At 53.6% G+C, this 25409-nt stretch carries 27 protein-coding genes and 3 pseudogenes; 19 read left to right on the top strand and 11 right to left on the bottom strand.

Translation table 11 applies throughout. From position 1 onward, the window contains the following. Positions 1 to 6 precede the first annotated feature (6 nt). Both ACJU26_RS13235 and ACJU26_RS13230 read left to right on the top strand, forming a co-directional pair. Positions 7 to 93 (top strand): annotated as a pseudogene (locus ACJU26_RS13235) (GDP-mannose 4,6-dehydratase); the annotation flags it as partial. Further along, positions 83 to 535 (top strand): GDP-mannose 4,6-dehydratase, encoded by a 453-nt coding sequence (locus tag ACJU26_RS13230; protein ID WP_414040096.1) that lies wholly within the window; start codon positions 83 to 85, stop codon positions 533 to 535. The pseudogene ACJU26_RS13235 and the gene ACJU26_RS13230, both read left to right, overlap by 11 nt. Here the strand turns inward: ACJU26_RS13230 and ACJU26_RS13225 are convergent. After that, positions 469 to 828: a hypothetical protein gene (locus ACJU26_RS13225; protein ID WP_414042002.1), complete on the bottom strand. Its 360-nt coding sequence runs from the start codon at positions 826 to 828 to the stop codon at positions 469 to 471. The genes ACJU26_RS13230 and ACJU26_RS13225 overlap by 67 nt on opposite strands. Before the next feature lie 231 nt (positions 829 to 1059). On the opposite strand from ACJU26_RS13225, the pseudogene ACJU26_RS13220 reads away from it, so the two are divergent. The 6 genes and pseudogenes from ACJU26_RS13220 to ACJU26_RS13195 form a co-directional block, all read left to right on the top strand. Next, positions 1060 to 1264: pseudogene (locus ACJU26_RS13220) on the top strand (IS1595 family transposase); the annotation flags it as partial. 123 nt (positions 1265 to 1387) lie between these two features. Then, complete coding sequence (lpxA, locus tag ACJU26_RS13215) at positions 1388 to 2242, top strand: acyl-ACP--UDP-N-acetylglucosamine O-acyltransferase (RefSeq protein WP_414040095.1); 855 nt, start codon at positions 1388 to 1390, stop codon at positions 2240 to 2242. Continuing rightward, positions 2236 to 3963 carry a glycosyltransferase gene (locus tag ACJU26_RS13210; RefSeq protein ID WP_414040094.1) on the top strand — a complete coding sequence of 576 codons (1728 nt, stop codon included), beginning with the start codon at positions 2236 to 2238 and terminating at the stop codon, positions 3961 to 3963. Before lpxA ends, ACJU26_RS13210 begins: the two co-directional genes overlap by 7 nt. Before the next feature lie 445 nt (positions 3964 to 4408). After that, entirely contained in the window at positions 4409 to 4555 is a 147-nt protein-coding gene (locus ACJU26_RS13205) for a DUF1778 domain-containing protein (RefSeq protein ID WP_414041984.1), read from the top strand. Continuing rightward, the gene (locus tag ACJU26_RS13200) at positions 4556 to 4750 is read left to right on the top strand and encodes a hypothetical protein (protein ID WP_414040093.1); all 195 of its coding nucleotides are present in this window, start codon (positions 4556 to 4558) and stop codon (positions 4748 to 4750) included. A gap of 46 nt (positions 4751 to 4796) precedes the next feature. Continuing rightward, positions 4797 to 5633 (top strand): class I SAM-dependent methyltransferase, encoded by an 837-nt coding sequence (locus ACJU26_RS13195; RefSeq protein ID WP_414040092.1) that lies wholly within the window; start codon positions 4797 to 4799, stop codon positions 5631 to 5633. 90 nt (positions 5634 to 5723) lie between these two features. Here the strand turns inward: ACJU26_RS13195 and ACJU26_RS13190 are convergent, their stop codons facing one another. Further along, a complete protein-coding gene (locus ACJU26_RS13190) occupies positions 5724 to 6113 on the bottom strand; it encodes an SCP2 sterol-binding domain-containing protein (protein ID WP_414040091.1) in 390 nt (129 codons plus the stop codon). Positions 6114 to 6440: 327 nt separating this feature from the next. On the opposite strand from ACJU26_RS13190, the gene ACJU26_RS13185 reads away from it, so the two are divergent. From ACJU26_RS13185 to ACJU26_RS13160, 6 genes and pseudogenes are all read left to right on the top strand, one after another. Beyond that, the gene (locus ACJU26_RS13185) at positions 6441 to 7193 is read left to right on the top strand and encodes a class I SAM-dependent methyltransferase (protein WP_414040090.1); all 753 of its coding nucleotides are present in this window, start codon (positions 6441 to 6443) and stop codon (positions 7191 to 7193) included. Between the two features lie 14 nt (positions 7194 to 7207). Next, a pseudogene (locus tag ACJU26_RS13180) lies at positions 7208 to 7270 on the top strand (hypothetical protein); the annotation flags it as partial. A gap of 38 nt (positions 7271 to 7308) precedes the next feature. Further along, complete coding sequence (locus tag ACJU26_RS13175; RefSeq protein ID WP_414042001.1) at positions 7309 to 7431, top strand: hypothetical protein; 123 nt, start codon at positions 7309 to 7311, stop codon at positions 7429 to 7431. After that, complete coding sequence (locus ACJU26_RS13170; protein ID WP_414040089.1) at positions 7389 to 7691, top strand: DUF4160 domain-containing protein; 303 nt, start codon at positions 7389 to 7391, stop codon at positions 7689 to 7691. The genes ACJU26_RS13175 and ACJU26_RS13170 overlap by 43 nt, the downstream gene beginning before the upstream one ends. A gap of 9 nt (positions 7692 to 7700) precedes the next feature. Further along, a complete protein-coding gene (locus tag ACJU26_RS13165; protein ID WP_414040088.1) occupies positions 7701 to 7952 on the top strand; it encodes a DUF2442 domain-containing protein in 252 nt (83 codons plus the stop codon). A 7-nt stretch (positions 7953 to 7959) separates the two neighbouring features. Then, positions 7960 to 8133: a sugar phosphate nucleotidyltransferase gene (locus ACJU26_RS13160; RefSeq protein ID WP_414040087.1), complete on the top strand. Its 174-nt coding sequence runs from the start codon at positions 7960 to 7962 to the stop codon at positions 8131 to 8133. A 284-nt stretch (positions 8134 to 8417) separates the two neighbouring features. Here the strand turns inward: ACJU26_RS13160 and ACJU26_RS13155 are convergent, their stop codons facing one another. Beyond that, positions 8418 to 8807, bottom strand: a complete 390-nt coding sequence (locus ACJU26_RS13155; RefSeq protein WP_414040086.1) for a type II toxin-antitoxin system VapC family toxin — start codon at positions 8805 to 8807, stop codon at positions 8418 to 8420. Beyond that, positions 8794 to 9102 (bottom strand): AbrB/MazE/SpoVT family DNA-binding domain-containing protein, encoded by a 309-nt coding sequence (locus ACJU26_RS13150; RefSeq protein ID WP_414040085.1) that lies wholly within the window; start codon positions 9100 to 9102, stop codon positions 8794 to 8796. The genes ACJU26_RS13155 and ACJU26_RS13150 overlap by 14 nt, the downstream gene beginning before the upstream one ends. Before the next feature lie 88 nt (positions 9103 to 9190). Here ACJU26_RS13150 and ACJU26_RS13145 point away from each other — a divergent pair, with 88 nt between their 5' ends. Next, a complete protein-coding gene (locus tag ACJU26_RS13145; RefSeq protein WP_414040084.1) occupies positions 9191 to 9748 on the top strand; it encodes a Uma2 family endonuclease in 558 nt (185 codons plus the stop codon). 111 nt (positions 9749 to 9859) lie between these two features. Here the strand turns inward: ACJU26_RS13145 and ACJU26_RS13140 are convergent, their stop codons facing one another. Beyond that, entirely contained in the window at positions 9860 to 11779 is a 1920-nt protein-coding gene (locus ACJU26_RS13140) for a tetratricopeptide repeat protein (protein WP_414040083.1), read from the bottom strand. Positions 11780 to 12586: 807 nt separating this feature from the next. Between ACJU26_RS13140 and ACJU26_RS13135 the strand changes: the two genes are divergently transcribed. From ACJU26_RS13135 to ACJU26_RS13120, 4 genes are all read left to right on the top strand, one after another. Next, positions 12587 to 14677: a YadA family autotransporter adhesin gene (locus tag ACJU26_RS13135; protein WP_414040082.1), complete on the top strand. Its 2091-nt coding sequence runs from the start codon at positions 12587 to 12589 to the stop codon at positions 14675 to 14677. Between the two features lie 106 nt (positions 14678 to 14783). After that, on the top strand, positions 14784 to 15350 hold the full coding sequence (locus tag ACJU26_RS13130; protein ID WP_414040081.1) for an OmpA family protein: 567 nt from the start codon (positions 14784 to 14786) through the stop codon (positions 15348 to 15350). Between the two features lie 480 nt (positions 15351 to 15830). Then, on the top strand, positions 15831 to 16406 hold the full coding sequence (locus ACJU26_RS13125) for a hypothetical protein (RefSeq protein ID WP_414040080.1): 576 nt from the start codon (positions 15831 to 15833) through the stop codon (positions 16404 to 16406). A gap of 84 nt (positions 16407 to 16490) precedes the next feature. Next, entirely contained in the window at positions 16491 to 16949 is a 459-nt protein-coding gene (locus tag ACJU26_RS13120; RefSeq protein WP_414040079.1) for a hypothetical protein, read from the top strand. An 8-nt stretch (positions 16950 to 16957) separates the two neighbouring features. On the opposite strand, the gene ACJU26_RS13115 is transcribed toward ACJU26_RS13120, so the two are convergent. The 6 genes from ACJU26_RS13115 to ACJU26_RS13090 all read right to left on the bottom strand — a co-directional run bounded on the left by ACJU26_RS13115 (position 16958) and on the right by ACJU26_RS13090 (position 25402). Beyond that, on the bottom strand, positions 16958 to 17707 hold the full coding sequence (locus tag ACJU26_RS13115; protein ID WP_414040078.1) for an energy transducer TonB: 750 nt from the start codon (positions 17705 to 17707) through the stop codon (positions 16958 to 16960). Next, a complete protein-coding gene (locus ACJU26_RS13110) occupies positions 17704 to 19590 on the bottom strand; it encodes a TolC family protein (protein WP_414040077.1) in 1887 nt (628 codons plus the stop codon). Before ACJU26_RS13110 ends, ACJU26_RS13115 begins: the two co-directional genes overlap by 4 nt. 2 nt (positions 19591 to 19592) lie before the next feature. Next, positions 19593 to 20984 (bottom strand): HlyD family type I secretion periplasmic adaptor subunit, encoded by a 1392-nt coding sequence (locus tag ACJU26_RS13105; protein WP_414040076.1) that lies wholly within the window; start codon positions 20982 to 20984, stop codon positions 19593 to 19595. Between the two features lies 1 nt (position 20985). After that, entirely contained in the window at positions 20986 to 23166 is a 2181-nt protein-coding gene (locus tag ACJU26_RS13100; protein ID WP_414040075.1) for a peptidase domain-containing ABC transporter, read from the bottom strand. After that, entirely contained in the window at positions 23163 to 23924 is a 762-nt protein-coding gene (locus ACJU26_RS13095; protein WP_414040074.1) for a DUF2968 domain-containing protein, read from the bottom strand. Before ACJU26_RS13095 ends, ACJU26_RS13100 begins: the two co-directional genes overlap by 4 nt. An 80-nt stretch (positions 23925 to 24004) precedes the next feature. Beyond that, entirely contained in the window at positions 24005 to 25402 is a 1398-nt protein-coding gene (locus ACJU26_RS13090) for a sigma 54-interacting transcriptional regulator (RefSeq protein WP_414040073.1), read from the bottom strand. Positions 25403 to 25409: the final 7 nt, after the last annotated feature.

Raw genomic sequence — 25409 nt, 5'->3', positions numbered from 1 at the left:
TAAATCATGAAAACGGCGATCATCACCGGCATTACCGGCCAGGACGGCGCCTATCTCGCCCATCTGTTGCTGGACAAGGGCTATGCGGTGTACGGCACTATTCAACCACGAATCGCCACTGCGCGGCCGCGAGTTTGTCACCCGCAAGATCACCGACGCCGTCGTCCGCATGGCCTTCAAGGCGTTGGATGTGGCAGTGGATCTGCTCATCGGCAGCCCCGACAAGGCCCGCCATGCACTGGGCTGGGAACCCAGGACCACGCCTGGAGGAACTCTGTCAGATGATGGTCGAGGCCGACCTGCGGCGCGTCCGGCAGGGGTTTTCGTTCTGAAGATGGTCCTCGTCACCGGCGCCTCGGCTCGGGTTTCACCGGGCGCTATATGGTCGTACGGAGCAGGCTTACTCTCTAACTCCCTAGCAGGAGGAAGCACAGAAGCCCTCCCCCTGTGGTGGCGTAAAATCAAATATCAGAGGTCGCCGAGTAGTCCACCCAGCAGCCCGTTGCTACCAAGTAACCCACCCAGTAATCCATGACTACCTAATAACCCACCCAGCAGCCCATTGCTGCCTAATAGATTTCCCAGTAAACCTCCCAGCAAAGAAGAAGAGCTGGAGGCCATTCCGCTGGTCGAGCCATCGACAATCGAGCCGAGTCCTAAATCGGATATCAAGCCACCGACATCGGTGGTTACCGAGCCTACCGCTGACACTACATCAGTGAGTGCAGATTGGGTAAGTGCGCCACTGGAAACATTACTCAGAATGGTGCCGAGATCTGTCTCAATCCCGCCTACGAGTGTTGTTACCCCGGACAAAATGTTACTCATGCGAATTTCTCCTTAGTAATAAAGCGATATACCGCCCTAAGTATCAAGCAATGAATGTGCCAATCTTCATTATCTTAAAACGATAACGTATACTACGTAACATGCAAAAGTAACATAGCTAAACGATGTGAATTATTTTTTCACGATATGTTTACATATGCCTCTGGACCGTTTACATCATTCATGGCCTAAGTGCGTGTAAGTCATATAGTTGGTAGTTGGAGGTGCGTCATGAAAGCGGAAGCCATGAATTTGCCACAATGGCAGGCGCGGTTGGATACCGAGGAGGCCTGTGCCGAAGCCTTGAACAACGGCACTGGTTCAATGCCTGCAGTGTGGGCATGACCACGACGGGCACTGGGTCGCGTCCCATAAGGTCTACCAGTGCCATCATTGCCGGCGTCAGACCTCGGTGATGATAGGCACGCTCTTTCATCCACCAATGCGCCTGCTCAACGCAGTATGGCCATACGCCCACCGACTGGCTGTTGAGAAAGGTTAAAAGGCATGTATGTTTTTATAATGGTTAATATTCTGTAACTCGACTGGAGTGCTTGGTATGCTCAAAGACAAGTTTAAAGATAGGCGTGCGGATAATGCATTTTTTTCTGCAGATATACACAAGACGGCTATAATTCATCCTTCAGTTCATATCGGTACAGGTTCCGTAGTCGGACCATATACTTATATCGGACCAGGGGTAAAAATTGGAATAAATAATGTGATAGAAAGGCATGTTGATATTGCTGGTGGAACCACTATAGGTGATAACAATAGGATTTATTCTAACGCCGCAATAGGTGGCGATCCACAAGACCGAACCTATCAAGCTGAGCATACAGAACTGATCATCGGGGACAACAATATTATCAGAGAGTTTGTCACCATTAGCCGTGGTACCGTCAAAGGTGGAGGTGTAACCCGTATTGGAGATCATAATATGTTTATGGCATACGCACACATAGCTCATGATTGCTCCATAGGGAACTATACGACGCTGGTTAATTCAGCCAATCTGGCTGGGCACGTTCATGTGGAGGATCGCGCTTTTATAGGAGGGCTTGTTGCCATACATCAACATGTCGTTGTCGGCACAATGGCTATTGTTGGACTAAACACCTGTGTTAGCATGGATGTACCGCCGTTTACTATGGCAGCCGGGAATCGGGCTGCACTTCGTGGAATAAATGTTATCGGTTTAAAAAGAAATGGGTTCAGCGAGAAATCAATTAGCAGGTTAAAAAAATCTTATCCTATACTATTCCGTGAACATAGCCATCTGCAAGATCGCATTGAAAAACTGGAAGCATTGGACCTTTACCACGATGAGGTTCGGGTGCTCACAGAATTTATCAAATCATCTAAGCGTGGCTATCTGCGGCACTATAAACGGGATATCAACGCACCATGCTAACCATTCTGATGACCAACATCATCATGGCCGAACGTACAGGCACGGAAGCGGCGACCTTTGAGCTTGCGTTGGCGTTGTATCAACGTGGGCATCGTGTAATCGTCTATTCACCATCTATCGGCCGACTGGGCATGGAGTTATCTGCCCGCGGCGTGCCGGTGGTAGATGATCTCTCCCGAGTCAATGTGATACCCGATGTGATTCATGGCAACCACAATGTCGCCTTGGCCGCCGCCTTGGTTCGTTTTAGAAATGTTCCCGCCGTTTTTGTATGTCACGATGCTATTTCTCCGTTTGACAAACCGTTCATTGCGGAACGGATTACCCATTATCTGGCGGTCGATTACGCCTGTCGAGAGAGGCTGGTTGCCAACGGTGTTCCGGAACGGAAAACCCAAATCGTCATTAATGCGGTAGATACCAAACGCTTCGTGATGAGAGAAGAAATATCTTCCCAACCGCGGAAGGCGCTGGCCATTATCAAGGGTTTTCATCAAGATGAACTGAAAGAAAACTATATTGCGACCCTTTCTGAAAGTTGTAAACGTCGGCAAATAGCCCTTGACCTGATAGGTCGGGGAGTAGGCAGGGAAATTTCAGATGTCGCCACGGTCATTTATGATTATGATATTTGCTTTGCCTTTTCGCGCAGCGCCATGGAAGCCTGTTGTGCCGGAGCGCATGTGGTTGTTACGGATGAGTTTGGTTACGGAGGTATTCTGGATGCTGAGCTAGCAGGAGAGTGGCCAAATGATCATCTCAGCCGGCACATCGCCCTTGGAGCGGTTAACCAGAAGAACGTGTTGAGCGGGATTGATGCCTATCAGCCTGCCGCCATTCGGGAAGCAATGATGTCTTGGTCGAAACTCACGAATATCGATATCTTGGTTGGTCGGTGGGAAAGTATCTATGACGAAGCTATTTCAATATATCGTCATAATGCCGAATGCCGAATGCCGAATGCCGAATGCCGAATGCCGAATGCCGAATGCCGAATGCCGAATGCCGAATGCCGAATGCCGAATGCCGAATGCCGAATGCCGAATGCCGAATGCCGAATGCCGAATGCCGAATGCCGAATGCCGAATGCCGAGTATTATAAGGAAGACGGGGATCTTTGTCAATTCATATCCGGATTTCTGCCGCGTGCCATAGCAGGTATCCGTGCGGTCAGTGATGCGGAAGCGGATGGCCATCATTTTATTGCTATGCAGCATTTTGACGTAGTGGTGGATGCCTGGAAAAAAGAAATGCCGCTTGCCCCCAATTCTCTGACTGTCCGGGTTTTGGGGGAGGGCTGGTCACATATGGAAGATTGGGGTGTGTGGAGCTGTGCGCGATCGGCATACCTCAATTTTCCGGTGCGGTTGCTTCGTCAAAATGGGCGAACCTTGCAATTATACTGCAAACATTATTTCCCAAGCTCCTTGCCAAGGCCGGAAATAGCCAAGGTTTTGGTTTATTTTGGAGAAAAACGTATTGGTGCATTCAGTTTTTCGAGTCAACGGAAAAATTCCTATTACGGCGTGTGGAAGAAAATTGAAATACCTACCGAAGTCCTGGATACTTTGGACCATCTGATTTGTCTGCGCCTGGAAATGTTGTCGGCCCGTAGTCCGATTTTATTCGATGGATCGGCTGATCCTCGGAATCTGGGATTGGGGCTTATGCGTCTAAAATTGTCCCGATCAAAAAATGATTTCAAAAAGGACTCTGGCTAAGGATGAATGCCGGTCGAAAAACCTGAATGCACGCTTCGCTCGGATTCTGGGTTGAGTGCTCGAACCATATTGATAACTGGTATATGCCGCGAGGATCGTTCAAACTTTCTGAATGGATGCAGAAAGTGGGGGATGCAATGGGAATGGACGATAGGCAACCGGTAGTGTTTATTCATTCAGGAATTTTATGCAATCCGTGAAGCCTTGCGCGGCAAGTTTGATCCGTGCATGAGTTACGCGGCCTTTTTTGATCCGTCAATCTGCCCGGCATTGTCTGCGTATGTGCACACCTTGATTGACGCGGCCCGTGGAGTCCCGGTTTTACAATGCTGCCGTTCTTTTGGCCGGGTGGGCTATTTGCGGCAGCGTTTTGCTGGCACGCATATCCTGCTATGGAACGATCCGATCGGTGCTGGTCACTTTTTTGGTAGAGACGCCGTTGCACATGCGCAGTCGGTTGTGCAAGCATTGGTCCATGACACTCTCCCAAGACGATTTCGCCGCGTTCCTGGCGGCACTGGATACCCCGGAACCAGCCAATCCTGCATTGCAGCGGGCTTTCCAGCGCCATGCCCAGCTTGTGCAGCCGTAAATGGCCTGCCTCATTCGTCCGCTGGACACCTCCCTGCAACGCTATGCCCGACAGGGCACCCAGCGTGGGGTGGCGCGGGTCTTTGTCGCTTCCCCCGTCGAGCAACCGCATGCCGTCGCCGGTTTCTACCGTAAGGCATTATTGCATTATCCTACGGGACACCAACCCATGCGATTGCGGGGAACGACATCATGACGGGAATCCCTATGGAACAAACCCTGCGCTGGATACTGGAGGAATAATGGCTGATCCTGCATTTTATCGGGCCTTTGAAGATCGTCATCGCGGCTCCCGCGAGTTGATTAAAAACCGGGTCAGGGTCTATCTGCCCTTTTTGTATCCATTGCGTGCCTTGTATCCTGACGGCGTCGTGCTGGATCTGGGATGTGGGCGGGGAGAATGGCTGCAACTGTTGCGCGACGAGGGCTTTGCGGCCCATGGCGTGGATCAGGATGTCGGGATGCTTTCCGCTTGCGCGAGCTTGGGGCTGCGCACGGAGCGGAGGGATATGCTGGAGACGTTGCGGAGTCAACCGGAGGCCAGTTTCATGGTGGTGACCGGCTTTCATATTGCCGAGCATGTGCCTTTCCCGGTTTTGCAGGAACTGGTCGCAGAAGCCCTGCGGGTGCTGAAACCGGCAGGACTGCTGATACTGGAGACGCCTAATGCCGAAAATCTGGTCGTGGGTTCTTCGAGCTTCTACCTGGACCCCACTCATCAGCGGCCTTTACCACCTTTGCTGTTGGCATTTTTGACGGAATACGCAGGGTTTTTGCGGAACAAGATTTTGCGCCTGCAGGAATCTCCTGACCTGACCGCACCCGATGCGCCGGTGTCTTTATTGCAGGTGCTGGCGGGCGTCAGTCCGGATTACGCAGTGGTCGCGCAAAAAGAAGCCGCGCCAGCGGACCTGGCCCGTTTGGATGCGCCCTTTGCCCAGGAATACGGACTGACACTGGCAGATCTGGCGGCACGTTATGAAGCGCACCTGCGCGAAGAAATACTTCGGGAATTGAAGCCTAGGCGCAAAAAGCCAGCGGCCAAGGGTACGGATGCGGATGAAACACCTAAAAAGTAGTTGGAATGTGTAACAACGGAGCAAACATAACTTGCCGTGCCTGTTAGCCCTGCCTGGATAAATCTGGGCTTTTTCTAAAACGGGATGGGATCACTCATGCTGAAATGTAGCGGGAACATCGCCCATGCGGCGGAACGTCGTGTTGAGGGGGTCCATGTATTTGAGGAGCATGAGCATGGACCCTTTGAATTTCAGCTCGTGGATGAGCAGGGCTTTCTTGGCGCTGATTTCGCGCTGGTAGATGCGTTGCCAGGTGCCGGGTCGGGCATGGACCCGCATGTTTACCTTCTGTGCGGGGCTGTCCGTGATGCTTTGCGGCAGGCCATCGCGCATGTGCAGATAGACGTTGGCAAGCGGCGCATCCAGCCAGCCATATTCAATGAGGGCGGTAAAGCCCTTGAGTGACTGCACGAGCTCTGCATCCTTGCTGCAGTGGGCGACATAGTCTTCCATCCAGGGGAGGCTGAGAAAGGGATGCATGGCGGTGCTTCCTGAGCGTATGGTCGTCCTCATTATTGGCGAAAAGCAGATGCGCCGCAAAGAGCAGGTAACCGTGCCGATCACAGAGCTTCAGAGGTTTCTGGGCATGGTTGTGCAGATCGTCTATCCTACTCGCGTCCTGACCAACGCAGGAGTGCTCCCTGGAGTGTTCGCGCCTTCCCTACCTGGGAACAGCACTTTCAGCAATTCACCGAGTTCATGAACCGCCTATGACCATTCTCATTAATGACCATTGGACGCTGCGCGCCGCAAGGCAGGCGGATGTGTTGCGGGTATTGCACGACAGCATGGATCTACCGAGGCATCTTGGGCAACGAAACCGATAAAAACTGGGAGCAATTCGGCAGGCAGGACCCCTATTACGGGGTGATTACCCATGACAAGTATCGTCAGGAAAATCTCTCCGCCGAGCGTAGGCACGAGTTCTTTGCATCGGGCGTTGCCCATATGGAGGCTGTGCTCTCCACTGTGCGGCAGCACCTGGATGCGGAGTTTACGGTAAAAAGGGCTCTGTATTTTGGCTGCGGGGTGGGCAGGCTGCTCATTCCACTGGCCCGCATCGCTGAAGAGGTGACGGGTGTGGACATTTCCGACGTGATGCTGGAAGAGGCCCGCAAGAACTGTGCGGCGCAGTCCGTCCGGAATGTGCTACTGGTCAAATCCGACGATGCGCTGTCGTTATTGGATGGTACCTATGACTTCATCCATTTGTTTATCGTATTTCAGCATATTCCGGTGCAGCGGGGCGAGCGCCTTTTTGCCCAGTTGCTGACGCGGCTGGCTCCCGGCGGCATCGGGGTGATCCACTTCAAGTATGGCCAGGATTTTGAATACCGGAAGTTGCATACCTGGTTGGATCGGCATGTACCTGGCGGTGGCAACCTGCTCAATCTCAGTAAGGGCCGCAAGTTCTCGGCGCCGCGCATGCAGATGTATACCTATGATCTCAATGTGCTCCGCGCCCTGCTCCAGAAAGCCGGCATCACCAATTTCTTCACGACCTTCGAGAATCATGGTGGTAACTTGGGAGTGATGCTGTATTTTCAGCGTAATCGGTAACTCAGCGGCGTTGTATTCACCCGCTTGCCGAGCAAGACCTCGAAGCCATAGCCGACTACATCGCGGCGGACAATCCTGTGCGCGCCTTGAGCTTCGTGCGTGAGTTGCGTGACCAGTGTCAACGTATCACGTGGTGCAGTGGTATCTCGATCATCCCGACTGGGTGGACCATGTGACCAGCGGCGAGTATCGTCAGTGGGTAGGCAAACAATACGGAGTCGGCCATGCCAACCATTAGCATGTTTTACGGGATTATCATCTATCTATCTCTATTTTTTCGATGACGAGCGCCACCAATTGCCACATATTCATGCCAAGTACCAAGGCCAGGATGCCTCGTTTTCGATACTCGATGGCAGCCTGTTAAGTGGTGGGCTTCCACAGCCCAAGGTGCGCATGGTTCAGGCCTGGATCGAGATTCACCGTGAGGACTTACAGGCTGATTGGGATCTTGCGGTCAACGGGCAAACGCCCTTCCCGATCGATCCACTGCGTTGAGGTGAATACATGGAAAGCGTGGTTCGCGTTTTACCCCGAGACAACTTTACCCTTGAACTCTGGTTTGACACTGGGGATCACCGTCTTTTCGACATGACCCCTTATCTGGACAAGGGGGTTTTTACACGATTGAAGAACTTGGCCGAGTTCAAGCGGGCTTATGTGGGTTTTGATACTGTCTGCTGGCCAGATAATTTGGATCTTGCACCGGAAACGCTGTTCGATCGTTCGGTACCTTTGGGTGAGGAACTTCCCCTATGACGCGGCAATGCAAAGGCCTCATTCTCGCCGGCGGCCCGGCACCCGGTTCTATCCCGTCACCCAGGTACTGAGCAAGCAAATGCTGCCGATGTACGACAAGCCGATGATCTACCAGACCCTGCGCCCCCTGCAGCAGGCCATGGACCGGATGGTGGATGCCCTGCTGCAACCTCCGTCATGAAGGGGGTAGTGCTGGTCAGACTGCCTGTTTCATGGCGTCGTGGAGTCTATGACTAGCCGTTTCGGATAGACTGACCGGTTTAAAGTAAGATTGACCAGGACGTTCGCAGAGTGGACATCTATCGTTACCCGGAGGGCGTTCACGACACCTGTCAGGAGGGCAGCTTCCGGCTCGCCTGCCTGGATGCGGACATCAGTCTGGAAACCATTTACGTCGATGTGGAGTGAGTGCCTAAGACCAGCCTGTGTGCAGTTCGCCGTGAGCTGATGACTAGCCCGGACATGCTATGGCTTCTCAACACGGCAGTCCGTTAGGGCTTTGGCCTTTTTGGCAAACTTTTCATCAAAAGTCTTGAGTGCCTCATGGCCTTGACATAGGCTGAGATGAAAAGCATCGGCAAAATCCAGGCCCTGCTCATGCCAGGAAATGGCTAGAGCTATGGTTTGCGCATTGGCAAGGTGTACATTTTCCAAGCCAAAGACCCCCCTCAGCGCGGCACAGACTTCCACCGGTTCGAGTTCGTAGGCATATCTCAAAACCCATTCCGTCTCTAGTATCACCGTGTCTGGAATAAATAACTCCTTGGAAGAGAAAAGCTTATGGCTGGCTTCATACTGTTCCTCGTTGTCCCGGGTTAAAAGTCGGACGAGAATATTGGTGTCAATGGCTATCACGCCACGCTCTCCGTGCGGCACTCACCATGGCGGACTGAATTTCTTCGTCTGTTTTGGGCTGAATTCGCCCTTTCAGCATACCCGCCACGTTCGCCAGCGTAGAAGCGGGGAAGGGCGCCTTTGGCTTCAGGAAAACACCCTCGCCCATGTCGATCACAACAAGTTCTAAACCGGGTTCCCAGTGATGCGCGCTACGAACGCTTTTGGGTATGATCACTTGCCCTTTACTGGATAACTTCGTGCTTTCCATGGCCGACCCCAAGTAAGAAAAAAGTAAGATATTGCGGATGGCCATCAATGTCAATCAACGCGCGCATAATTGGTGGCTTGACGTCGTTGGGAGGCAGGTCTAGTTTTGCAAGAAAATGTCTGTGGAGGCCATCGTGACGACGCAAAGCGGGTTCAAAGCCATGGTATCTGTTCAGGACTATCTGGACGGCGAGCAGACCAGCGATATCAAGCACGAATATCTGGCCGGACAGGTGCTGGCCATGGCGGGTGCCAGCGACCGGCATGGCCTGATCGCCATGGCCTTGGGCGCGGCTCTGCACCCCTTGGCCCGCAAGCGCGGCTGCCAGCTCTTCATGGCGGACATGAAGGTGCGGGTGGACGATGGCGACGACACCTACTTCTATTACCCCGACCTGCTCTTGTCCTGCGATCCGGAAGACCGCCCATCCCCCTACTACCGCGCCCATCCCTGCCTGATCGTGGAGATTGCCTCGCCTTCCACCGCCCGCATCGACCGGCGGGAAAAGCGCTTCGCCTACCGCAATATTGCCGGGCTGCGCGAATACCTCATCATTGACCAGGATGTTCGCCGGGTGGACATCTATCGTTACCCGGAGGGCATTCACGACACCTGTCAGGAGGGCAGTTTCCGGCTCGCCTGCCTGGATGCGGACATCCGCCTGGAAACCATCTACGCCGATGTGGAGTGAGGCCTGTTGAAGGTGTGGACTGCACCGGCGGGTGCCTTGGGCTCTGGGGTGGGTTTTTGTAAACGAACATGGCATTAAGTGGTCCGATCCTTGCCCGCTTACGCCGGGCATTCAGCGGAGTCGCAGGCTATGCATGCCATCCAGAATATATTGCCTGACTTCGGAAATCACGTTTTCCCAGGAGTCGTTTTCTTGTTGCCGAAACAAGCGGAGGCTGGAATACCACGGACTATCCTGGCGATCCAGCAACCAGCGCCAGTCAGGTGATTTTGCCAGCAGCAAGCATGTCTGGATATGCATCGCACCCGCAAGATGGGCTATTGAAGTGTCCACACAGACCAAAAGATCCAGGTGTTTGAGGATGGCTGCCGTATCGGCAAAGTCCTGAATGCTCTCCCCCAGGGGGTGTATGGGAAAAGGTCCGTCTGGTATTTGCTTTTCTCCGGCGCCTTTCTGAAGTGAAATCAACTGAATTCCCGGTAGGGCCGCAAGTGGGGCCAACTGTTCCAGAGGAATCGAACGGGCATCGTCATTTTTGTGCAGTGGGTTGCCTGCCCAGACCAAACCCACGCGAAAACCGGAAATATGGGACAGTCGCTGTTCCCATTCCTTGTCCAGCGTGTTGCTGACAAAAAGATAGGGGCTTTGTTGGGGAATACTGCCCAGTTCGGTTCCAAATGCCCGGGGTAAGCTCATGAAAGGGATGTATGTATCAAAATCGGGAAGGGGGTCCCCTTCGACGCACAGTTGATCTGCCAATTCAGATTGTTCGAACAAACGATACAGGGCGGGGCGTGTTTCCAGAATCACTCTTCCGCCCCGCTCCTGGATAAGCGGAAGATAACGCGCACACTGGAGCATGTCGCCAAAGCCCTGTTCGGCATGCACGAGAATGGTTTTACCAGCAAGATCGCTGCCATCCCAAGGCGCTTGCGCAAAACGTTGCGGGTTATTGTTGGATTTCACCTGGAAACGACTGTCATACAGGGCAAAGCCCTCGCGGTACTCCCCGTTTAAAAGCAGAAAGGTGGACAAGTCAAATGCTGGCTCGGCAGCACCTCCAGAAATTTCATGGGCTTTCCGGAGCCATTTTTCCGCTTCGTCCAAACGCTCGTGCTGAAAAAGATAAATGCCCAGTTTGCTCATGGCCTCGGCACAGTGAGGTTGCTCATGAATGAGTTGACGCAGCACGTTTTCAGCCTCGTCTTCCCGCTGTTGGCTGAACAAGGATACGAACAAATTCAGGGTGGCATCGATGTGACCAGGTTCCAGGGTCAACAGGTGGCGGAGCAGCCTTTCCGACTCCTGAAATGCGCCGCGTTTTTGTAACGGGACGGTAATATTCAGCAGCGCTACCGAATAGTCGGGGTTGATGGCCAATGCCTGGCGCAAGGCTTGTTCAGCCTCCTCAAATCGCTCCATTTCGCTGAGTATGTAGCCGAGGTTCGACCAAGCGACCACGTACTCTGGCTGGATGGCCAGAGCCCGCTGCAGAAGTTGCTCAGCCGTCTGCAAGTCTCCGTTCTGACTGAGGAGAACGGCGTAATTCAATAAGGTATCTGGAGCATGCGGGTTAAGGTCGAGGGACTTCTCGAAAAGCTTTTGCGCATCTGCATGCTGCGCATTGTTGAGATAGAGTACAGCGAGATTGCAAAAGGCCTGGGCATGATCCGGCTCCGACTCGATGATATCCCGGAGTTGCGTTTCTTCTGCGCCAAAGGTCTGGCCAAATGCCAGGGGATACCCCAGTACCTGCTGTACCGTAGACCAGGTGGGGAGCCATGGTGAAAGGATTTGTTCGGGTGCCCAAGGCTGATCGAGAAAGTTTTCAAGCGCCGAGAAATTTTTATCCTCGCGACAAAGATCCTGTATGGATTCATTCCAGATCCGCGCCAGACGGCCGGGTAAATCTTCGTTGCATGCAGGAAAAGTCTCTTGCAGGTCTTGCAGTATCCTGCGGTGTTTTTGTATCAGGGAGATTCGTTCGGTACTATTATATGGGACCGCAACGTAAATGCGCAGCAAGTCCATCAAAACAGCACGAAAGTTCGTTAAATAGAGAAATTTGATATAATTATCGTCAGTTGAAAGCATGTACGCCAACATTGCGATAAAAGCGGGCAATCGCCGCTTTCTGTAGAGCGGGCCCGACCTTCAGGTGCCGAGTCCGCCCGTCCAGCAGGACGATTCCTGATGGTTCAACCATGGAAAAACCCAACGGCTTGAAAAAGGATGACAACAGCGCCGATAACCAGAATGAATTCCGCCAGGAGCATACACATCAACAGAATGTGACATATCTTGGATTCTTGAAGATGATATGGAGCGTCTTTGTTCACATCAATACTTCCCCCGCGAATTGATGATGGACTATGTTCAATGAAGCACAATCACCCATGAAAGTATACACATGAAAGCCTGAAAGAGACAAACCCTCTCATGTGCGGGCCGTGGCGCGGAAGAACTGCACGTAAATAGAGAATCACGGGTACCAATAAGAATCATAAAGCGTGAAATGTTTACAAGTAAGAAACACCAAAATCGGGTAATAAATCCCTGGTGAGTTTCTTGGAGTGTAACAACAGAAACTATTGTTGTTTACTTTTGGGGAATATTTTTGCGCCGGGTTTATTTTCAGGATGGTCTTTAAATGAATGGCAATTTTTTTTAACATCAACTTTATCAAATAATTATTGGTTTGTGGTCGTTCTGAAGCGGGTTTCTGCTGATAGCTGTTCCCTTTATTGGCCCAAATTTTGCTACTTCGCGTAAAAAACTGATGAACCTGCTTTAATTATTTCGTTTCATTCTGACAACTCTTAAATAAGGACTTCACAGATGGCTAACTTACATAAAAAAATGCTTGTCGCGGCGGTGGCCGGCACATTGGTTATTACCTCGTGTGCGATGGTCCAGGCGGATGCGACTGTTTATGGAGGAGGAGGTTTGGTTGCCAGCCTTACGCAATCGTTAGGTCTTGGCTCTGCGGTAACAGCGCAAGGCTCCCAAGGAAATATAGCGAGTGGAACAGGTGCGAACGCTGGTAACCAGGACACCGCCATTGGCGACAAGGCGAGTTCTACTGGAACCAGCTCCGTTGCTTTGGGCTACGGGAGCAGTGATGGTGGACAAAGCAATGTCGTGTCCGTTGGGACTCCTACTGCAACACGTAAAATTATCAATGTGACTCCCGGAACCCTGAGCCCTACCAGCACGGATGCGGTGAATGGCAGTCAGCTTTACGCGACGAACCAGAACGTGAGCACAAATACCAGTAATATTTCCAAGCTTCAGACTCAGGTCAATACCAATACCACCAATATTTCCAGCCTCCAAACGGCTGTCAGTAATATCACCAGCAGTACTTCTTATGCGGATGTATCTGCCATCAAGAAACAACAGCAGACAGATATGTCCAACATTGCCAGTAACACGAGCAACATCAGCAACCTGCACAAACAACAGGTCACCAACACCAGCAATATCGCTGGATTGCAGAAACAGCAGACCACGGACGTCAGCAACATCAGCAACCTGCAGAAGCAGCAGAAGACCAACACCACCAACATTGCCAGTAACACCAGCAACATCGCCAGCAACACCAGCAACATCGGTGGCCTGCAGAAGCAGCAGACCACGGATGTCAGCAACATCAGCAACCTGCAGAAGCAGCAGAAGACCAACACCACCAACATTGCCAGTAACACCAGCAACATCGCCAGCAACACCAGCAACATCGGTGGCCTGCAGAAGCAGCAGACCACGGACGTCAGCAACATCAGCAACCTGCAGAAGCAGCAGGCGACCAACACCACCAACATTGCCAGCAACACCAGCAACATCGGTGGCTTGCAGAAGCAGCAGACCACGGACATCAGCAACATCGCCAGCAATACCAGCAACATCAGCAACCTGCAGAAGCAGCAGGCGACCAACACCACCAACATTGCCAGCAACACCAGCAACATCAGTAACCTGCACAAGCAGCAGACCACGGATGTCAGCAACATTGCCAGTAACACCAGTAACATCAGTAAGCTGCACAAACAACAGGTAACCAACACCAGTAACATTGCCAGCAACACCAGCAACATCAGTAACCTGCATAATCAGCAGACCACGGACGTCAGCAACATCAGCAACCTGCAGAAACAACAGTCAACCAACACCACCAACATCGCCACGAATACGACCAACATTTCTCATTTGCAGACTATCGTCAATCAAAAAGGAATTGGTGTCTGTACCGTGGACGCCAATGGCAACCTGACTTGCGGTGGCGCCAAGGCGAGCGGTACAAAGGATGTTGCCAGTGGGAGCGGAGCTACTGCGGCAGGTGAAAGCAGCATCGCTATCGGCACGAATTCCAAGGCCAACTATTCTGGTTCGGTAGCCATTGGCGCAGGCGCGCAGGCATTGGCCGACCCCACCACTGCCATTGGTAATAATGCCGTGGCAGCAGGCTCAAACAGTACGGCTATTGGGGCGAACAGTACTGCGAATGGAACCAATTCCGTAGCTTTGGGACAAGGCTCCGTGGCCAACCGTGCCAACACGGTATCCGTGGGCAACGCAGCTACTGGCCTGCAGCGGCAGATTACCAATGTCGCGCCTGGTACGGCACCCAATGACGCTGCAACTTATGGTCAAGTGCAAGGTGCCATGTCCAGCGCCGTGGGTCAGGCCAGGCACTATGCTGATCAGGTTGGCGCTGTCGATGCGGCGTCACTCAATGCCGCGGCGGCGGCAGCAGCCGGGCAAGGTCCGAATACGGTCGCTGGTGGCTATGGCGAGTACAACGGGCAAAGTGCCTTTGCCTTTACTTATCAACATCGTTTCAACTGCAACTGGACAGGTCAGTTGACGGTTGGCAGCAATGGTTCTGGAAATAATACGTCAGTGGGAGCTGGAGCGTCCTATTCCTGGTGATCCAAGTGTGTTTAAAGGTTTTCACCATTCTTCGCAGGGGGCGAGATGATGGCCTCCTGCAGGGATCGGAATACACCAAGAATCCATTTGAACAGGAAGGGTTGTTATGAAAAATACCGGATTTTCATTGATAGCAGTGGCCGTGGGCAGCATAACGCTGAGTGCCTGTGCGCCCGTTCATTATCACAGTTGCAATTTGTCCTGTTTTGCCAAACCAAAACCGGTGAAGGTGCCACCAGCTCCGCCACCGCCACCACCGCCCGTAAAAGCCATTGCACCCATCGAGCAAACCATTCTGCAAAGCAAGCCTATCACTATTCGCGGTGTTAACTTCAATACCAATTCGGCGAAACTTATTGGGGATGATAATTATGTGCTGGATCGCGCAGCCAGGTTTGCCAAGCGACATCCCAGTGCCATTCTGTTGGTGAAGGGTTATTGCAGCAAGACAGGTTCATTTGCTTATAACCTCAAGTTGTCCAAAAAACGCGCCAATGCCGTCGCCAGCTATTTGGTCATGCAGGGGGTTCCTGATTACCGGATTATTACCAAGGGTTATTCCTGGATGGATCCTGTGGCCAGCAATGCAACACCGCAGGGAAGGTTCTTGAACCAGCGAGTGGTGATTGATTCCACCATCCAGGTCAAAAAGGTGGTGAAGCAACAACCCTGAACCGACCGACCCGTTGCCAGTTATGGAACAGAAGGCTGAGCAACGGGTATTTATTGGATTTTTCTCCTCATTTGTGTTGTTATACCCGCCATTTTCCCGCCTGTGGATTTTGTCTGATCCAGCCAATATAAAGATCGTCCCCGGTTTTTGATGGTCAAATCGTTCGGATAGGCGGCGCTCAACAGCAACTCCGCCTTTTGCCTGCCCCTGACTGCCGCATTTTTCCTCCAGTCAATGGCCTGCCTAAAGATGAATCCGTAGTATTGTATAGTATTGTTCCCCTGCAATGTTACCAATGAAACCTAATAGGAAACGTACAATATTTGGTACGACGGGTAAACAAAGAGTTACCTTGATTTATTCCTGGCATGTTGTTTGCTTTATGTAGGCTGCCTTTAAGATTTGCTATGGCATTTCGGTCGGGCAACATAATAAAGCATTTCATCCTCTATGTACTCATCTATTTGAAGGAGTAAAGTTATGGCAGGTCTAAATGTAGGTGGTCTCCTCAACAGCGTAACCGGATTGCTGGGTGGTCTTTTGGGTGGTTCCAGTGGCATCACCCCCAGCGACGTCAGCACCTTGATGAACGATGGCGTTTCTGCTACCAGCGCCCTTGACAAGGCGGTTACTACGGATGCTGCAACCCTTGCAGGAGATATGACCAAAGACATCACTACTGCAGCACAGGGCACTTTGGGTGAGGCGGTGACTGGCGCAGAAGACATGAGCAAGGCATTTCTTTCCGACAGCGCTTCTACGGTGGCTTCTCTGGACAAGTCGGTTGGTTCTTCCATAACCGGCACCTATACACAGTACGTGGCAGGACCTCTTGCTGGCGGTGTAGGCGGTGGTATCAGCGGTATGTTGACGGGTGTGGGAACCGGTGTCGGTAATGCCATGGCCAACATGGCGACCAGCATTCCTGCGGCAACCGCTTCCATTGTCGGTTCGCTGGGTGCCTCTACCCTCGCCTCTACGGGTCTGAGCGATGTGCTGAGCAATGCGACGGTGGTTGGTTCTTCTTCCTCCGGATTACTGGGCGGATTGCTCTGATTCTTTAAGAGCTGCTCATCCGTTCAGAATAACGGCGCGGAGTACCGCGCCGTTATTGCTTTCGACATCAACAGGAGAACCGATATGGGTTTACTAGGTGGTTTATTGTCCGGGCTACTTTCTGCTTTGGGTTTAGGCGGCAATGATACTGCTACTCCTTCGCTGCAAACCGTGGGTACGGTGGGTGCTGAAATGAATCAGGCGGTCAGTCAGGCCGTTACCGATGCTGCAACCTTGACCAGTGAAGGAGTCGGCTATGCGAGTGGAGAATTGACGAATACCCTCACGAAGACCAATTCCCTGCTTACCGGAGGGATTCTGGGTGCGGAAAACGCTTTCCCAGGACTCCTGGATGGCAGTAGTGCCCTGAGTATTTCCACTCTGCAAAATTCGTTGACTGCAGATGGTCATCAGGCGGGCATGGCGCTTTCGAATTTTGCCAGCAGCATGCCTGCCAATGTGGCCACCGGCATTGCTGAAAGTGTCAAAAGCCTGGCATCGAATCCGCTGGTCACGGATATTGGCGGTTACTTATTTTATTGAAAAAATCTTCAGGAATCTCCTCCCAGTAAGGCCTGGGAGAGACTCTTTCCCAAATTGGCCTTTGGGTTGCCAAGACCTTCTGTGCCCAGGGTGCTGCTTGGCGTGGTACCCAGTTTTTCTCCATTCATAAAGTGCATCGTACAGTGAATAATCAGCTTGTTGGCCTGCTTGGCCAGATTTTCCGGAAAAGGGGCATAGGGAGAAGCGGCACGGATGAGCTCAACGGCGCGAGAAGATTCCGTTCCTGGTAAAGTGGAGTGCAGTAGCGCCAACCCTGCCAGCTGACCGCTGGATACGACGGTTACCCGTACCTTGATTTTCCCCGGTTCCTGATTCTGAAGCTGTCCCGATGCCTTTTCCTCGACATGTTCGATCCAGTAGGTGACATAGCGGCTAATCAAGCGGGCCCGCTGCCGGGAGCTCAGAATGCTGAATTGGGTATGGGGTTCAGCAGGATGCGAGGGGGAAGCAGAATGGTGCATTTGTGGCGGATGGGTAGACGTTGCCATGGGCTTTGCATGGCTTTGCGTTGATCGCTGCAGAGCAGCAGGCGCTGAACTGCGGACTGTCGTTGAGGGGGTTGTTTGAGGCATGCCCACCACATGAAATGCGTAGGGCGCGGCGGCGGTTTTCGTCCGTTCATGGTTCAGCATTTCGTAAACCGTAAAGACCATCAGCAATACGAAAACGCTGGCACCCACCAGCCACCAGGTCAGCGCTTCTCCAGAAAGCAGCGGATGGGATTTGACCATACTCAAACATGGCCTCCCGAGGAACCTTGGGGATCCGGGAGCGTGTCCATGGTTTTGTGGAGGATGGTGGGCACCAGTTCCTGGGGCCGCAGCATGGCGTAGAACATCCAGCGAGCGACCAGCCATTCACCTTGTGCTTGCTGCCAGGCACTGCGGGTATTCAGCGCCCGTAAAATGGCCATATGCAATTCCATTTTGCTGACTCGGCCATGTTCATACAGCGCGGTGGTCAGTTGCTGGTTTTTTCGTGCGGAAAGATATTCCTCATGCAGGGTCTGTACACGTCTTGCTCCCTCTTGAATCTCTTCGCGATCCACTCGCAGTTGCTGATGTCCCACAAGAATGGCTTGCTGGTACTGGATGCGGGCGGATTCCAGCTTGGCTTCCGCATCCTGAAGTTTGGCCAGATGTCCCGTGAAAGGGGCAAGGGTCTGGGTAATGTTCAACCCCACCGTATAATTGTTGCGATTGACGTTGTTCAGGGCAGGACCAAAACCATGACTGGAAGTGCCCAGCCAGTTATAGCCGGCCTGGAGGCTGACATTGGGTAAAAAGGTTCCGCGCACGGAAGCCACCTGATGGCGAGCCTCACGCATTTTGGCAAGTTCCGCCTCGACGCTGGGTAACTGATTGACAATTTCGCTGTCTTCTGACGTTTCGTCGGCATTTTGCGCAAGATCCGGAGGCGAGGGGATCCTGTCCTGGCCAGCCCCGCTGACCAGCGCAAAGCTGCCTTGTTTGCCTAGCAACTCGGCGAGTCCTGTTTGTGACTTCAGGAGCTGTCTTTGTAAATCATCCTGTTGCGATTGGTATTGGAGCAAGATTTCACGGGCTTTGTCGAGTTCCAGGATACTTTCATTCCCTTGCCGATATTTTTGCTCGTTGAGGGAAAGATCCTCCTTGGCCAGGGTGATGGCCTTGCGCAAAATGCGTTGCTGTTGGAGCAGGCTCTGAATTTGCTGAAAATTGACGAGCAAATCGAGCACGGCGCGATTCCGCTGACGGAGAATCTGGTCATGAGCCGCCACCACACCCTGATGCGCGGCAGAAAGGTTTTCGACGCCACTTCCCCCTTCAAAAAGATTGAGAGAAGCCATGATGCTCATGTAGTTCGAATAAATGCTTCCTTGGGTTACGACGATGTTGGATCCTACCAGGGAGGCGGTAGGAATGCCGCTGGTATTGACGTACATCTGACTTTGCGCCTGGAAACTCAGATGGGGGAGGAAAGCACCAAAAGCCTGCAAGGAACCGGCATCCGCGCTACGCAAGCCCTGGGCGGCAAGGCGAATATTGGCATTGTGGGCGATGGCGGTCTGCAGCAAATCATACAGGGAGCTCCGGGGTGCAGGGATGGTCATGGGCGCTGGATTCCCGGCCACCAGATTTTGTCGAAGCGGTGCTTCCGGGACATTTTTCGGGGTGAGCACAGGATGTTGAGGTGGCGCGGCAAAAAAAGCCGTGGCGGGTTGTTCGGAATGGCGCTGCGTCATTGCTTCCTGAACCGGGGCCTTGGTGGCGGACGCCGGTGCTGACAAGACCTTCGCTACGGCATGACCAGGGGCCGGATGCCGGGATACTTTCGGACTATTCAGAGAGAGCATGGGGATTTTTTTCAGGGCTTCGGGTTCCGGAGCAATGGGTGGCGTCTCCAGGGCAGGGGTGTTGGCCTGGGACTTTCGAGGCATTGTCGTCGGCTGGGTCGGGCTTGGTTGTTTGGCCGGATGACGAAAATATTGAGGGGAAGCGGGCAAGGCGCTGCTGAGGGCGGCGGCCAGGGCATCATTGTTGATGTCGCCCCCAACATCAGCCTCGGCGGGGCGCTGCGCTTCCAGACCCAGCGTAAGCACTGCAAGCAACGCGGCCGCGTAAAAAATGTGACCGGACATTCTCATCGTACGGACAAACCTTCGTCCCAATCGCGAAACAGCGGGCTGAGGAAAAATTGCAGAATGCGGCGTTCCCCCGTATTGATATTGACGGCCACGGACATGCCGGGGCGCATTTTCACGAGTTTTCCATGCACCATGAGAAAGGGATGAGGGACAGTGACGCGAATGCGGTAGAACAGGGCGCCGCTGTTCGCCTGGCCGTTTTTCGGCGAGATGGCATCAGGACTGATTTTGGCAACAACACCCTGCAGGGCTCCATATTGTTCAAATGGATACGCCGCAACCTTGACCCGCGCCTTTTGACCGACATGCACAAAGGCCATGTGGCTGTCCGGCAGGGCGGACTCAACCACCAGCGGGGTGTCGCTGGGAACGATGCTGACCACGGTCTGGGCGGGCGTGACCACCTGACCGATATTGCGCACATCGACATCTTGCACAACACCATTTACCGGAGAACGCAAGGCATGCAAGGCCAGGTCGCGGCTGGCGTGGGCCTGCTGGGCTTCCAGTGAAATCACCGATTGGGTGTTTTCACCCAGGCTGTGCAGCAGGGTGGCATGGTAGTTGGCACGGGTTTCGGCAATATCCTGCTGAAGTTCCGTCTGGCGCTGCGTATAGCGGGCAATATCACCGCTGGTCTGGGAAATCTGTCCGCGCAGGCTGATTTCCTTCTGCCGGGCATCCAGATATTGCACCTGGGGGATGGCCCCGATTTTGGCAAGGGCCGCATCCGCCACCACTTGGGGATGTAGCAAGTTTTCTTGCTCCTGCAGGGAAACACCCTGACTTTTGGCGGCTTCCAGCGCTGTCTGGTTTTGGGCCAGACGGGACTGTTCGGCATCGAGATGGCTGCGATACTCGGCTTCCTGTGCGGCCTGCAGGGCATTTTCCATCTGCAGATATTCAGGGTTCAATCCGGATGCGGCTACAGGGGAATTTTTTCCGCTGAGCTGCGCCCGGATGCGGGCTCTTTCAAGGTCGCGCAGCGCCAGTTCCTGTTGCGTCGCATGGAGAGTGGCCTGGGTAACCGTAGGGTTGAGGGATACCAGTAATTGTCCTTTGTGCACCCGTTCTCCATTATGCACATAAATGTGTTCCACGGTTGCGGTGGTGATGGGCTGCACCATCTTGACGCGGCCGTCGGGCACAAACTGACCGGTCGCCGTGGCGACAATGTTCACCTTCCCGAAATACGACCAGAGAACCGCGACCACCAGCAACAGGATCAGCGTCCACAGGATCCAGTGTTGCCAGGGTGCCGGGGGGCGTTCCTGAATTTCCAGTAAGGGCGGTAAAAACTCCTGCTCCAGTTTTTTCAGGGCCGCCTGACGGTTTTTTTCGCGCGCTTCCGCCACGCTGCCCCGCAATCCATTCAACGCACGCGCCATATCAATCTACTCCTTCTTCGTCTTTCGCCAGCAAGGCATAGACGCCGTTTTTTGCCATCAGGGATTGATGGGAACCTTGTTCGACGATTTCGCCCTGATCCATGACCAGAATGATATCGGCGCTGCGGATCGAGGCTAGACGATGTGCGGCCATGAAGACGGTGCGTCCTTCGCAGATTTTATGCAGGTTCTTCCAGATGATGCGTTCCGACTCATAGTCGAGGGCACTGGTGGCTTCATCAAAAATGAGAATCCGGGGATTACCCAGGAGGGCTCTGGCAATGGCAATGCGTTGCCGCTGGCCACCGGATAGGCTGTCTCCGCGTTCACCGACCTTGGTATCATAGGCATCCGGCATTTGACGGATGAACTCATGGGCTCCCGCCAGTTCCGCAGCGGCAATGATGCGATCCAGGGTGGCCTCGGGATAGACCATGGCAATGTTTTCGCGAATGGTTCCCGAAAACAGGAAATTTTCCTGAAGGACGACACCGATCTGCCGACGTAACCAGTTGGGTTCAACATGACGGAGGTCGATTCCATCGATGAGTACAGCGCCTGAATCCGGCAGATACAGGCGTTGCAGCATTTTTGCCAGGGTACTCTTGCCCGAACCGCTACGTCCGACGATGCCGACGAAAGATCCGGCAGGAATGTCAAAACTGATGCCTTTCAGCACTTCATCCGAATCGGCGGTATAGCGAAAACGCACCTTGTCGAGGGTCACCCGCCCATGCAGGGCAGGAGGAGAAGCCTTGCCAATATCCACCACGGGTTCCGCCGGGGTGTTCATGAGATCACCCATGCGATTCACCGACACCCCGACTTGCTGAAAATGCTGCCAAAGTTGGGCAAGACGCAAAATCGGCCCGGTAACCTGACCGGAGATCATCTGAAAGGCAATCAGTTCACCCACGCTCAGTTCACCATCCAGAACCAGTTTGACCCCGACCCACATGATGGCCAAGGTTCCCAGCCGCTGAATCATCTGGGTAAATGAACTGGTTACCCCAGCCAGACGATCTACCCGGTAAGAAGCCATGACATAGCGCGAGAGACTTTCTTCCCAGCGCTGGTAGATTTTGGACTCCACCGCCAGGGCCTTGACGGTCTGGATGCCGGTAATGGTTTCCACCAGGAAGGACTGGTTTTCGGCGCTACGATCAAATTTTTCCTGAAGCAGGCGACGCAGGATGGGGAATATGGCGAGGGATAAACCGACCATGAAAGGGATGGTGGCGAGCACGACCAAGGTGAGCAAGCCACTATAAAAGAGCAGCACGATGATGAAAATGCCGACGAACCACACGTCAATGAAGGACATGAGGGTTGGACCGGTGAGAAACTGCCGCACGACTTCGAGTTCCCTGACCCGCGCCACGGTGGAACCCACGGTGCGGGTTTCGAAGTAGCGCATGGGAATGCGCAATACATGGGCAAAGAGGCGAGCACCCAAGGTCACATCGATGCGGTTGGTGGTATGGGTCATCATCAGCGTCTTGAGCACGTTGAGGGTGGTTTCAAAGGCAATGACCAGCAACATGCCGATGACCAGGATGTTCAGGGTCGGCAGGCTGTGATAGACCAGTACCCGGTCGATGACCAGCTGTACGAACAAGGGCATGGCCAGCCCGAACATCTGGACCACGAACGCGGCCATCAGCACTTCCAACACCGGCTGACGGTATTTCAAAATGATGGGGATGAACCAGCGGAGGCCAAAGCGTTGGTTTTCTCCACTCCAGGAGAAGCGTGGCTTCAGAAAAATGACCCGCCCGGTCCAGACTCTCTCCAGGGTCGCCTGATCGAGAATGAGTTGACCACGGGTGGGATCGACGGCGACCATGCGCTGGTTTTCGAAACGCCCGAGCACGATATAGTTGCCATCCTTCAGTTCGGCCATGACCGGATAATGCTGGCGGGCAAGATCAGACCACTGTAGTTGAACCACCTTGGCTACCAGCTTGACTTCTCGCGCCGCGAGGATGATTTTCCCGGGAGGCAGTATGGGCGCCGTCATGCCCAGCGCCCTGGCCAGCTGCTCCGCATTGCAGGGCCGCTGGTAGTAGCCGGCGATCATGGCCAGACATTGCAAACCACTGGAGACCGGCTGGGCAGATTGGGGAGATATCCCTGCGGAACTGGGTGTCCCCGGGCTCTGGTCGGTTTCCTGCCCGGTCATGGGTGGGCGGTGGCGCGAATCTGGATTCGGCTCTTCAGGTGGGGCTTGGACTCGGAGGTGGGTTGTTGCGGAGCTATCCGGTTGTTAAAGGTTTCCATGGAAGGGCCTGCCTGGGCCTTGCTTTGCAGATCGGCAACGGCCTTGTTGGTGGCGGCAAGTTGTTCTTCCAGGGACTTGCGCTGGGCATCAAGCGCTTCGGCTTCCTGCAGTAATTGACTCTGGGCCGCGGTTCCGGCCTGAACGATTTTCTGCTGGGCGGAAATCTGCTGGGCCAGTTCTTTCTCTCGCTTCTGCTGGGCTTCAAGACTGCGTTTGGCTACGGCAATGCGGGCATCCAACTGGATTTTGGCCAGATCGGGCGCTGCCAGACGGATGGTCTGGGTGGCCAGTTTGGTGTAAAGCTCCTCGGCCTTGTGTCCATCTGCGGTTTCTCCCACCCACCAGAAATCATGGTGTTTGAGCAAAATGACCGAGTAATTGAGGGTTTGTGGATTGAAGAACATGGCGGCCGCAAAAGGCCCATTATAAATGGTGCGCAGTTCCACCAGTTGGTGGGTCTTGATCAGGTGCAGGACATGCTCGGTCAAAGCGGGTGCCTGGGCTGGGGCGCTGCTGGGCAATGCGGTAGATGGAACAGACTTCGCGCCGCTGGAAGCGGTGTCTGCATAAGCCCCCGTGTTTAATCCCACGGCTGCCAGCATTACCATGCTCATGGACAGAATACGAATGACGGGCTGTTTGGTTGTTCTCATACGCATGTTGTATCTCCTTATCGGTAGTTCAAAATGATTCAGGCATGACGGAGAGCCGATTTTACTGCACTGCTTCCATTTCCATATCAGTCGGATAATCCATATTTTTTCATCTTCAGCCACAGGGTCTTGCGGCTCCAACCCAGGGCATCGGCCGTTTCCGACCTGCGCCACTGATTTTTTTCCAGGGCCTGCAATACCTGATTGCGTTCTTCCGTCTTGGAGGTGAAATCGGGGAGTTCATCGGTTTCCGGTGTTTCGCGTTCCAGAGCCTCGGCACAAAGCAGGTGCATGCATTCCGCCTGCTCAAAACGATGATGTCCCAGATAGTAAGCGGCCATGCGCGCGGCCTTGTTGAACAGTTCACGCACATTCCCCGTAAAGGGGTAGCTGGATACCCAATCTTTCAGCCAGTAGGGCAACTCCGGCGGCTCACAGGCTTCCTGGGCGTAAAGGTTCAATGACTGACGCAGGGCAGCGTTGAATAACAAAATCTTTTCGTCCGGGCCACGTTCCTGCAGAGTGGGTACATAGAGCTCAACGACGGCAATACGATGATAGAAGTCGAGGCGAAAGGTCCCCTCCTGAATCATGCGGTTGAGGGGGCGGTTCGTGGCGGCTACCAGGCGGAAATTGGTTTTGATGGTTTCGCTGGAACCGACGGGATGAATCACGCCATCATCCAGGGCCCGCAACAATTTGACCTGTTGATAAAAGGGCAAATCGCCGATTTCATCCAGATAAAGGGTGCCATTATGGGCATCCCGAAAGTAGCCCGCGTGGTCCCTTACCGCACCCGTGAAAGAGCCCTTGACGTGTCCAAAAAACAGGGATTCAAACAAGGCTTCCGGGATGGCCGCACAGTTTACGGCCACAAATGGACCATTGCGATAATCGGGATGGGCATCCGCGACCATCCGGGCAATGTGCTCCTTGCCCGTTCCACTTCCCCCGCGAATGAGTACGCTCACCGAGAGCGCGCCATAAAGCCGGGCATTATCCACCAGTTGCTGCATGCAGGCCGCCTGATAGAGAAAGGAGCCCTCCTTGCGCAAGGCGAGATCAACATGGGCCTTATCGAATGCTGTCCCGCCTCCTCCGGGCTGCGCCTCTTCCCCGAAATGGTTCGTGCTGCGCAAGGTGTGGCGCATCACGGTTTCAAGACTGGCACAGTTGAAGTAGGCGGGGAGCACGACCCTTTCACTGAGGGAGGTCGTGGTATAGACACTTTGGTCGCCGCTGCCGACCCAGATCACCGGAATACCCTTGATGCGTTCCCAGGCCAGGTGATTCCGATCATAGCGCCGCAAGGCACTGGTGCTGATGAAGGCGATATCCGCTTCCATGGGCGCATCGCTGGAGGGATGCTCCGCTTCTTCGTCATAACGCAAGATCTCGGAACCATCCTCCCGATTCAGGCAGCGCTCCAGGCGCTTGGCGAAGTCATGTTGGCCTTCCCAGACCAGTATTTGGGTAAGTGTCATACGAACG

Source organism: Acidithiobacillus sp. M4-SHS-6 (genome assembly GCF_047421495.1).
Taxonomy (GTDB): domain Bacteria; phylum Pseudomonadota; class Gammaproteobacteria; order Acidithiobacillales; family Acidithiobacillaceae; genus Acidithiobacillus.
The sequence above is the reverse complement of the archived record's forward strand: the minus strand, read 5'-3'. Positions and strand labels throughout refer to the sequence as shown.

Coding starts and splice junctions, on each gene's coding strand:
- ACJU26_RS13130 (WP_414040081.1), top strand. CDS start 14,784: ATGAAAAATACCGGATTTTCATTGATAGCAGTGGCCGTGGGCAGCATA.
- ACJU26_RS13225 (WP_414042002.1), bottom strand. CDS start 828: ATGAGTAACATTTTGTCCGGGGTAACAACACTCGTAGGCGGGATTGAG.
- ACJU26_RS13090 (WP_414040073.1), bottom strand. CDS start 25,402: ATGACACTTACCCAAATACTGGTCTGGGAAGGCCAACATGACTTCGCC.
- ACJU26_RS13200 (WP_414040093.1), top strand. CDS start 4,556: ATGGCCTGCCTCATTCGTCCGCTGGACACCTCCCTGCAACGCTATGCC.
- ACJU26_RS13125 (WP_414040080.1), top strand. CDS start 15,831: ATGGCAGGTCTAAATGTAGGTGGTCTCCTCAACAGCGTAACCGGATTG.
- ACJU26_RS13105 (WP_414040076.1), bottom strand. CDS start 20,984: ATGGCGCGTGCGTTGAATGGATTGCGGGGCAGCGTGGCGGAAGCGCGC.
- lpxA (WP_414040095.1), top strand. CDS start 1,388: ATGCTCAAAGACAAGTTTAAAGATAGGCGTGCGGATAATGCATTTTTT.
- ACJU26_RS13230 (WP_414040096.1), top strand. CDS start 83: ATGCGGTGTACGGCACTATTCAACCACGAATCGCCACTGCGCGGCCGC.
- ACJU26_RS13140 (WP_414040083.1), bottom strand. CDS start 11,779: ATGGACTTGCTGCGCATTTACGTTGCGGTCCCATATAATAGTACCGAA.
- ACJU26_RS13150 (WP_414040085.1), bottom strand. CDS start 9,102: ATGGCCATCCGCAATATCTTACTTTTTTCTTACTTGGGGTCGGCCATG.
- ACJU26_RS13110 (WP_414040077.1), bottom strand. CDS start 19,590: ATGTCCGGTCACATTTTTTACGCGGCCGCGTTGCTTGCAGTGCTTACG.
- ACJU26_RS13100 (WP_414040075.1), bottom strand. CDS start 23,166: ATGACCGGGCAGGAAACCGACCAGAGCCCGGGGACACCCAGTTCCGCA.
- ACJU26_RS13120 (WP_414040079.1), top strand. CDS start 16,491: ATGGGTTTACTAGGTGGTTTATTGTCCGGGCTACTTTCTGCTTTGGGT.
- ACJU26_RS13165 (WP_414040088.1), top strand. CDS start 7,701: ATGGAAAGCGTGGTTCGCGTTTTACCCCGAGACAACTTTACCCTTGAA.
- ACJU26_RS13160 (WP_414040087.1), top strand. CDS start 7,960: ATGCAAAGGCCTCATTCTCGCCGGCGGCCCGGCACCCGGTTCTATCCC.
- ACJU26_RS13210 (WP_414040094.1), top strand. CDS start 2,236: ATGCTAACCATTCTGATGACCAACATCATCATGGCCGAACGTACAGGC.
- ACJU26_RS13205 (WP_414041984.1), top strand. CDS start 4,409: ATGCGCAGTCGGTTGTGCAAGCATTGGTCCATGACACTCTCCCAAGAC.
- ACJU26_RS13095 (WP_414040074.1), bottom strand. CDS start 23,924: ATGCGTATGAGAACAACCAAACAGCCCGTCATTCGTATTCTGTCCATG.
- ACJU26_RS13195 (WP_414040092.1), top strand. CDS start 4,797: ATGGCTGATCCTGCATTTTATCGGGCCTTTGAAGATCGTCATCGCGGC.
- ACJU26_RS13135 (WP_414040082.1), top strand. CDS start 12,587: ATGGCTAACTTACATAAAAAAATGCTTGTCGCGGCGGTGGCCGGCACA.
- ACJU26_RS13190 (WP_414040091.1), bottom strand. CDS start 6,113: ATGCATCCCTTTCTCAGCCTCCCCTGGATGGAAGACTATGTCGCCCAC.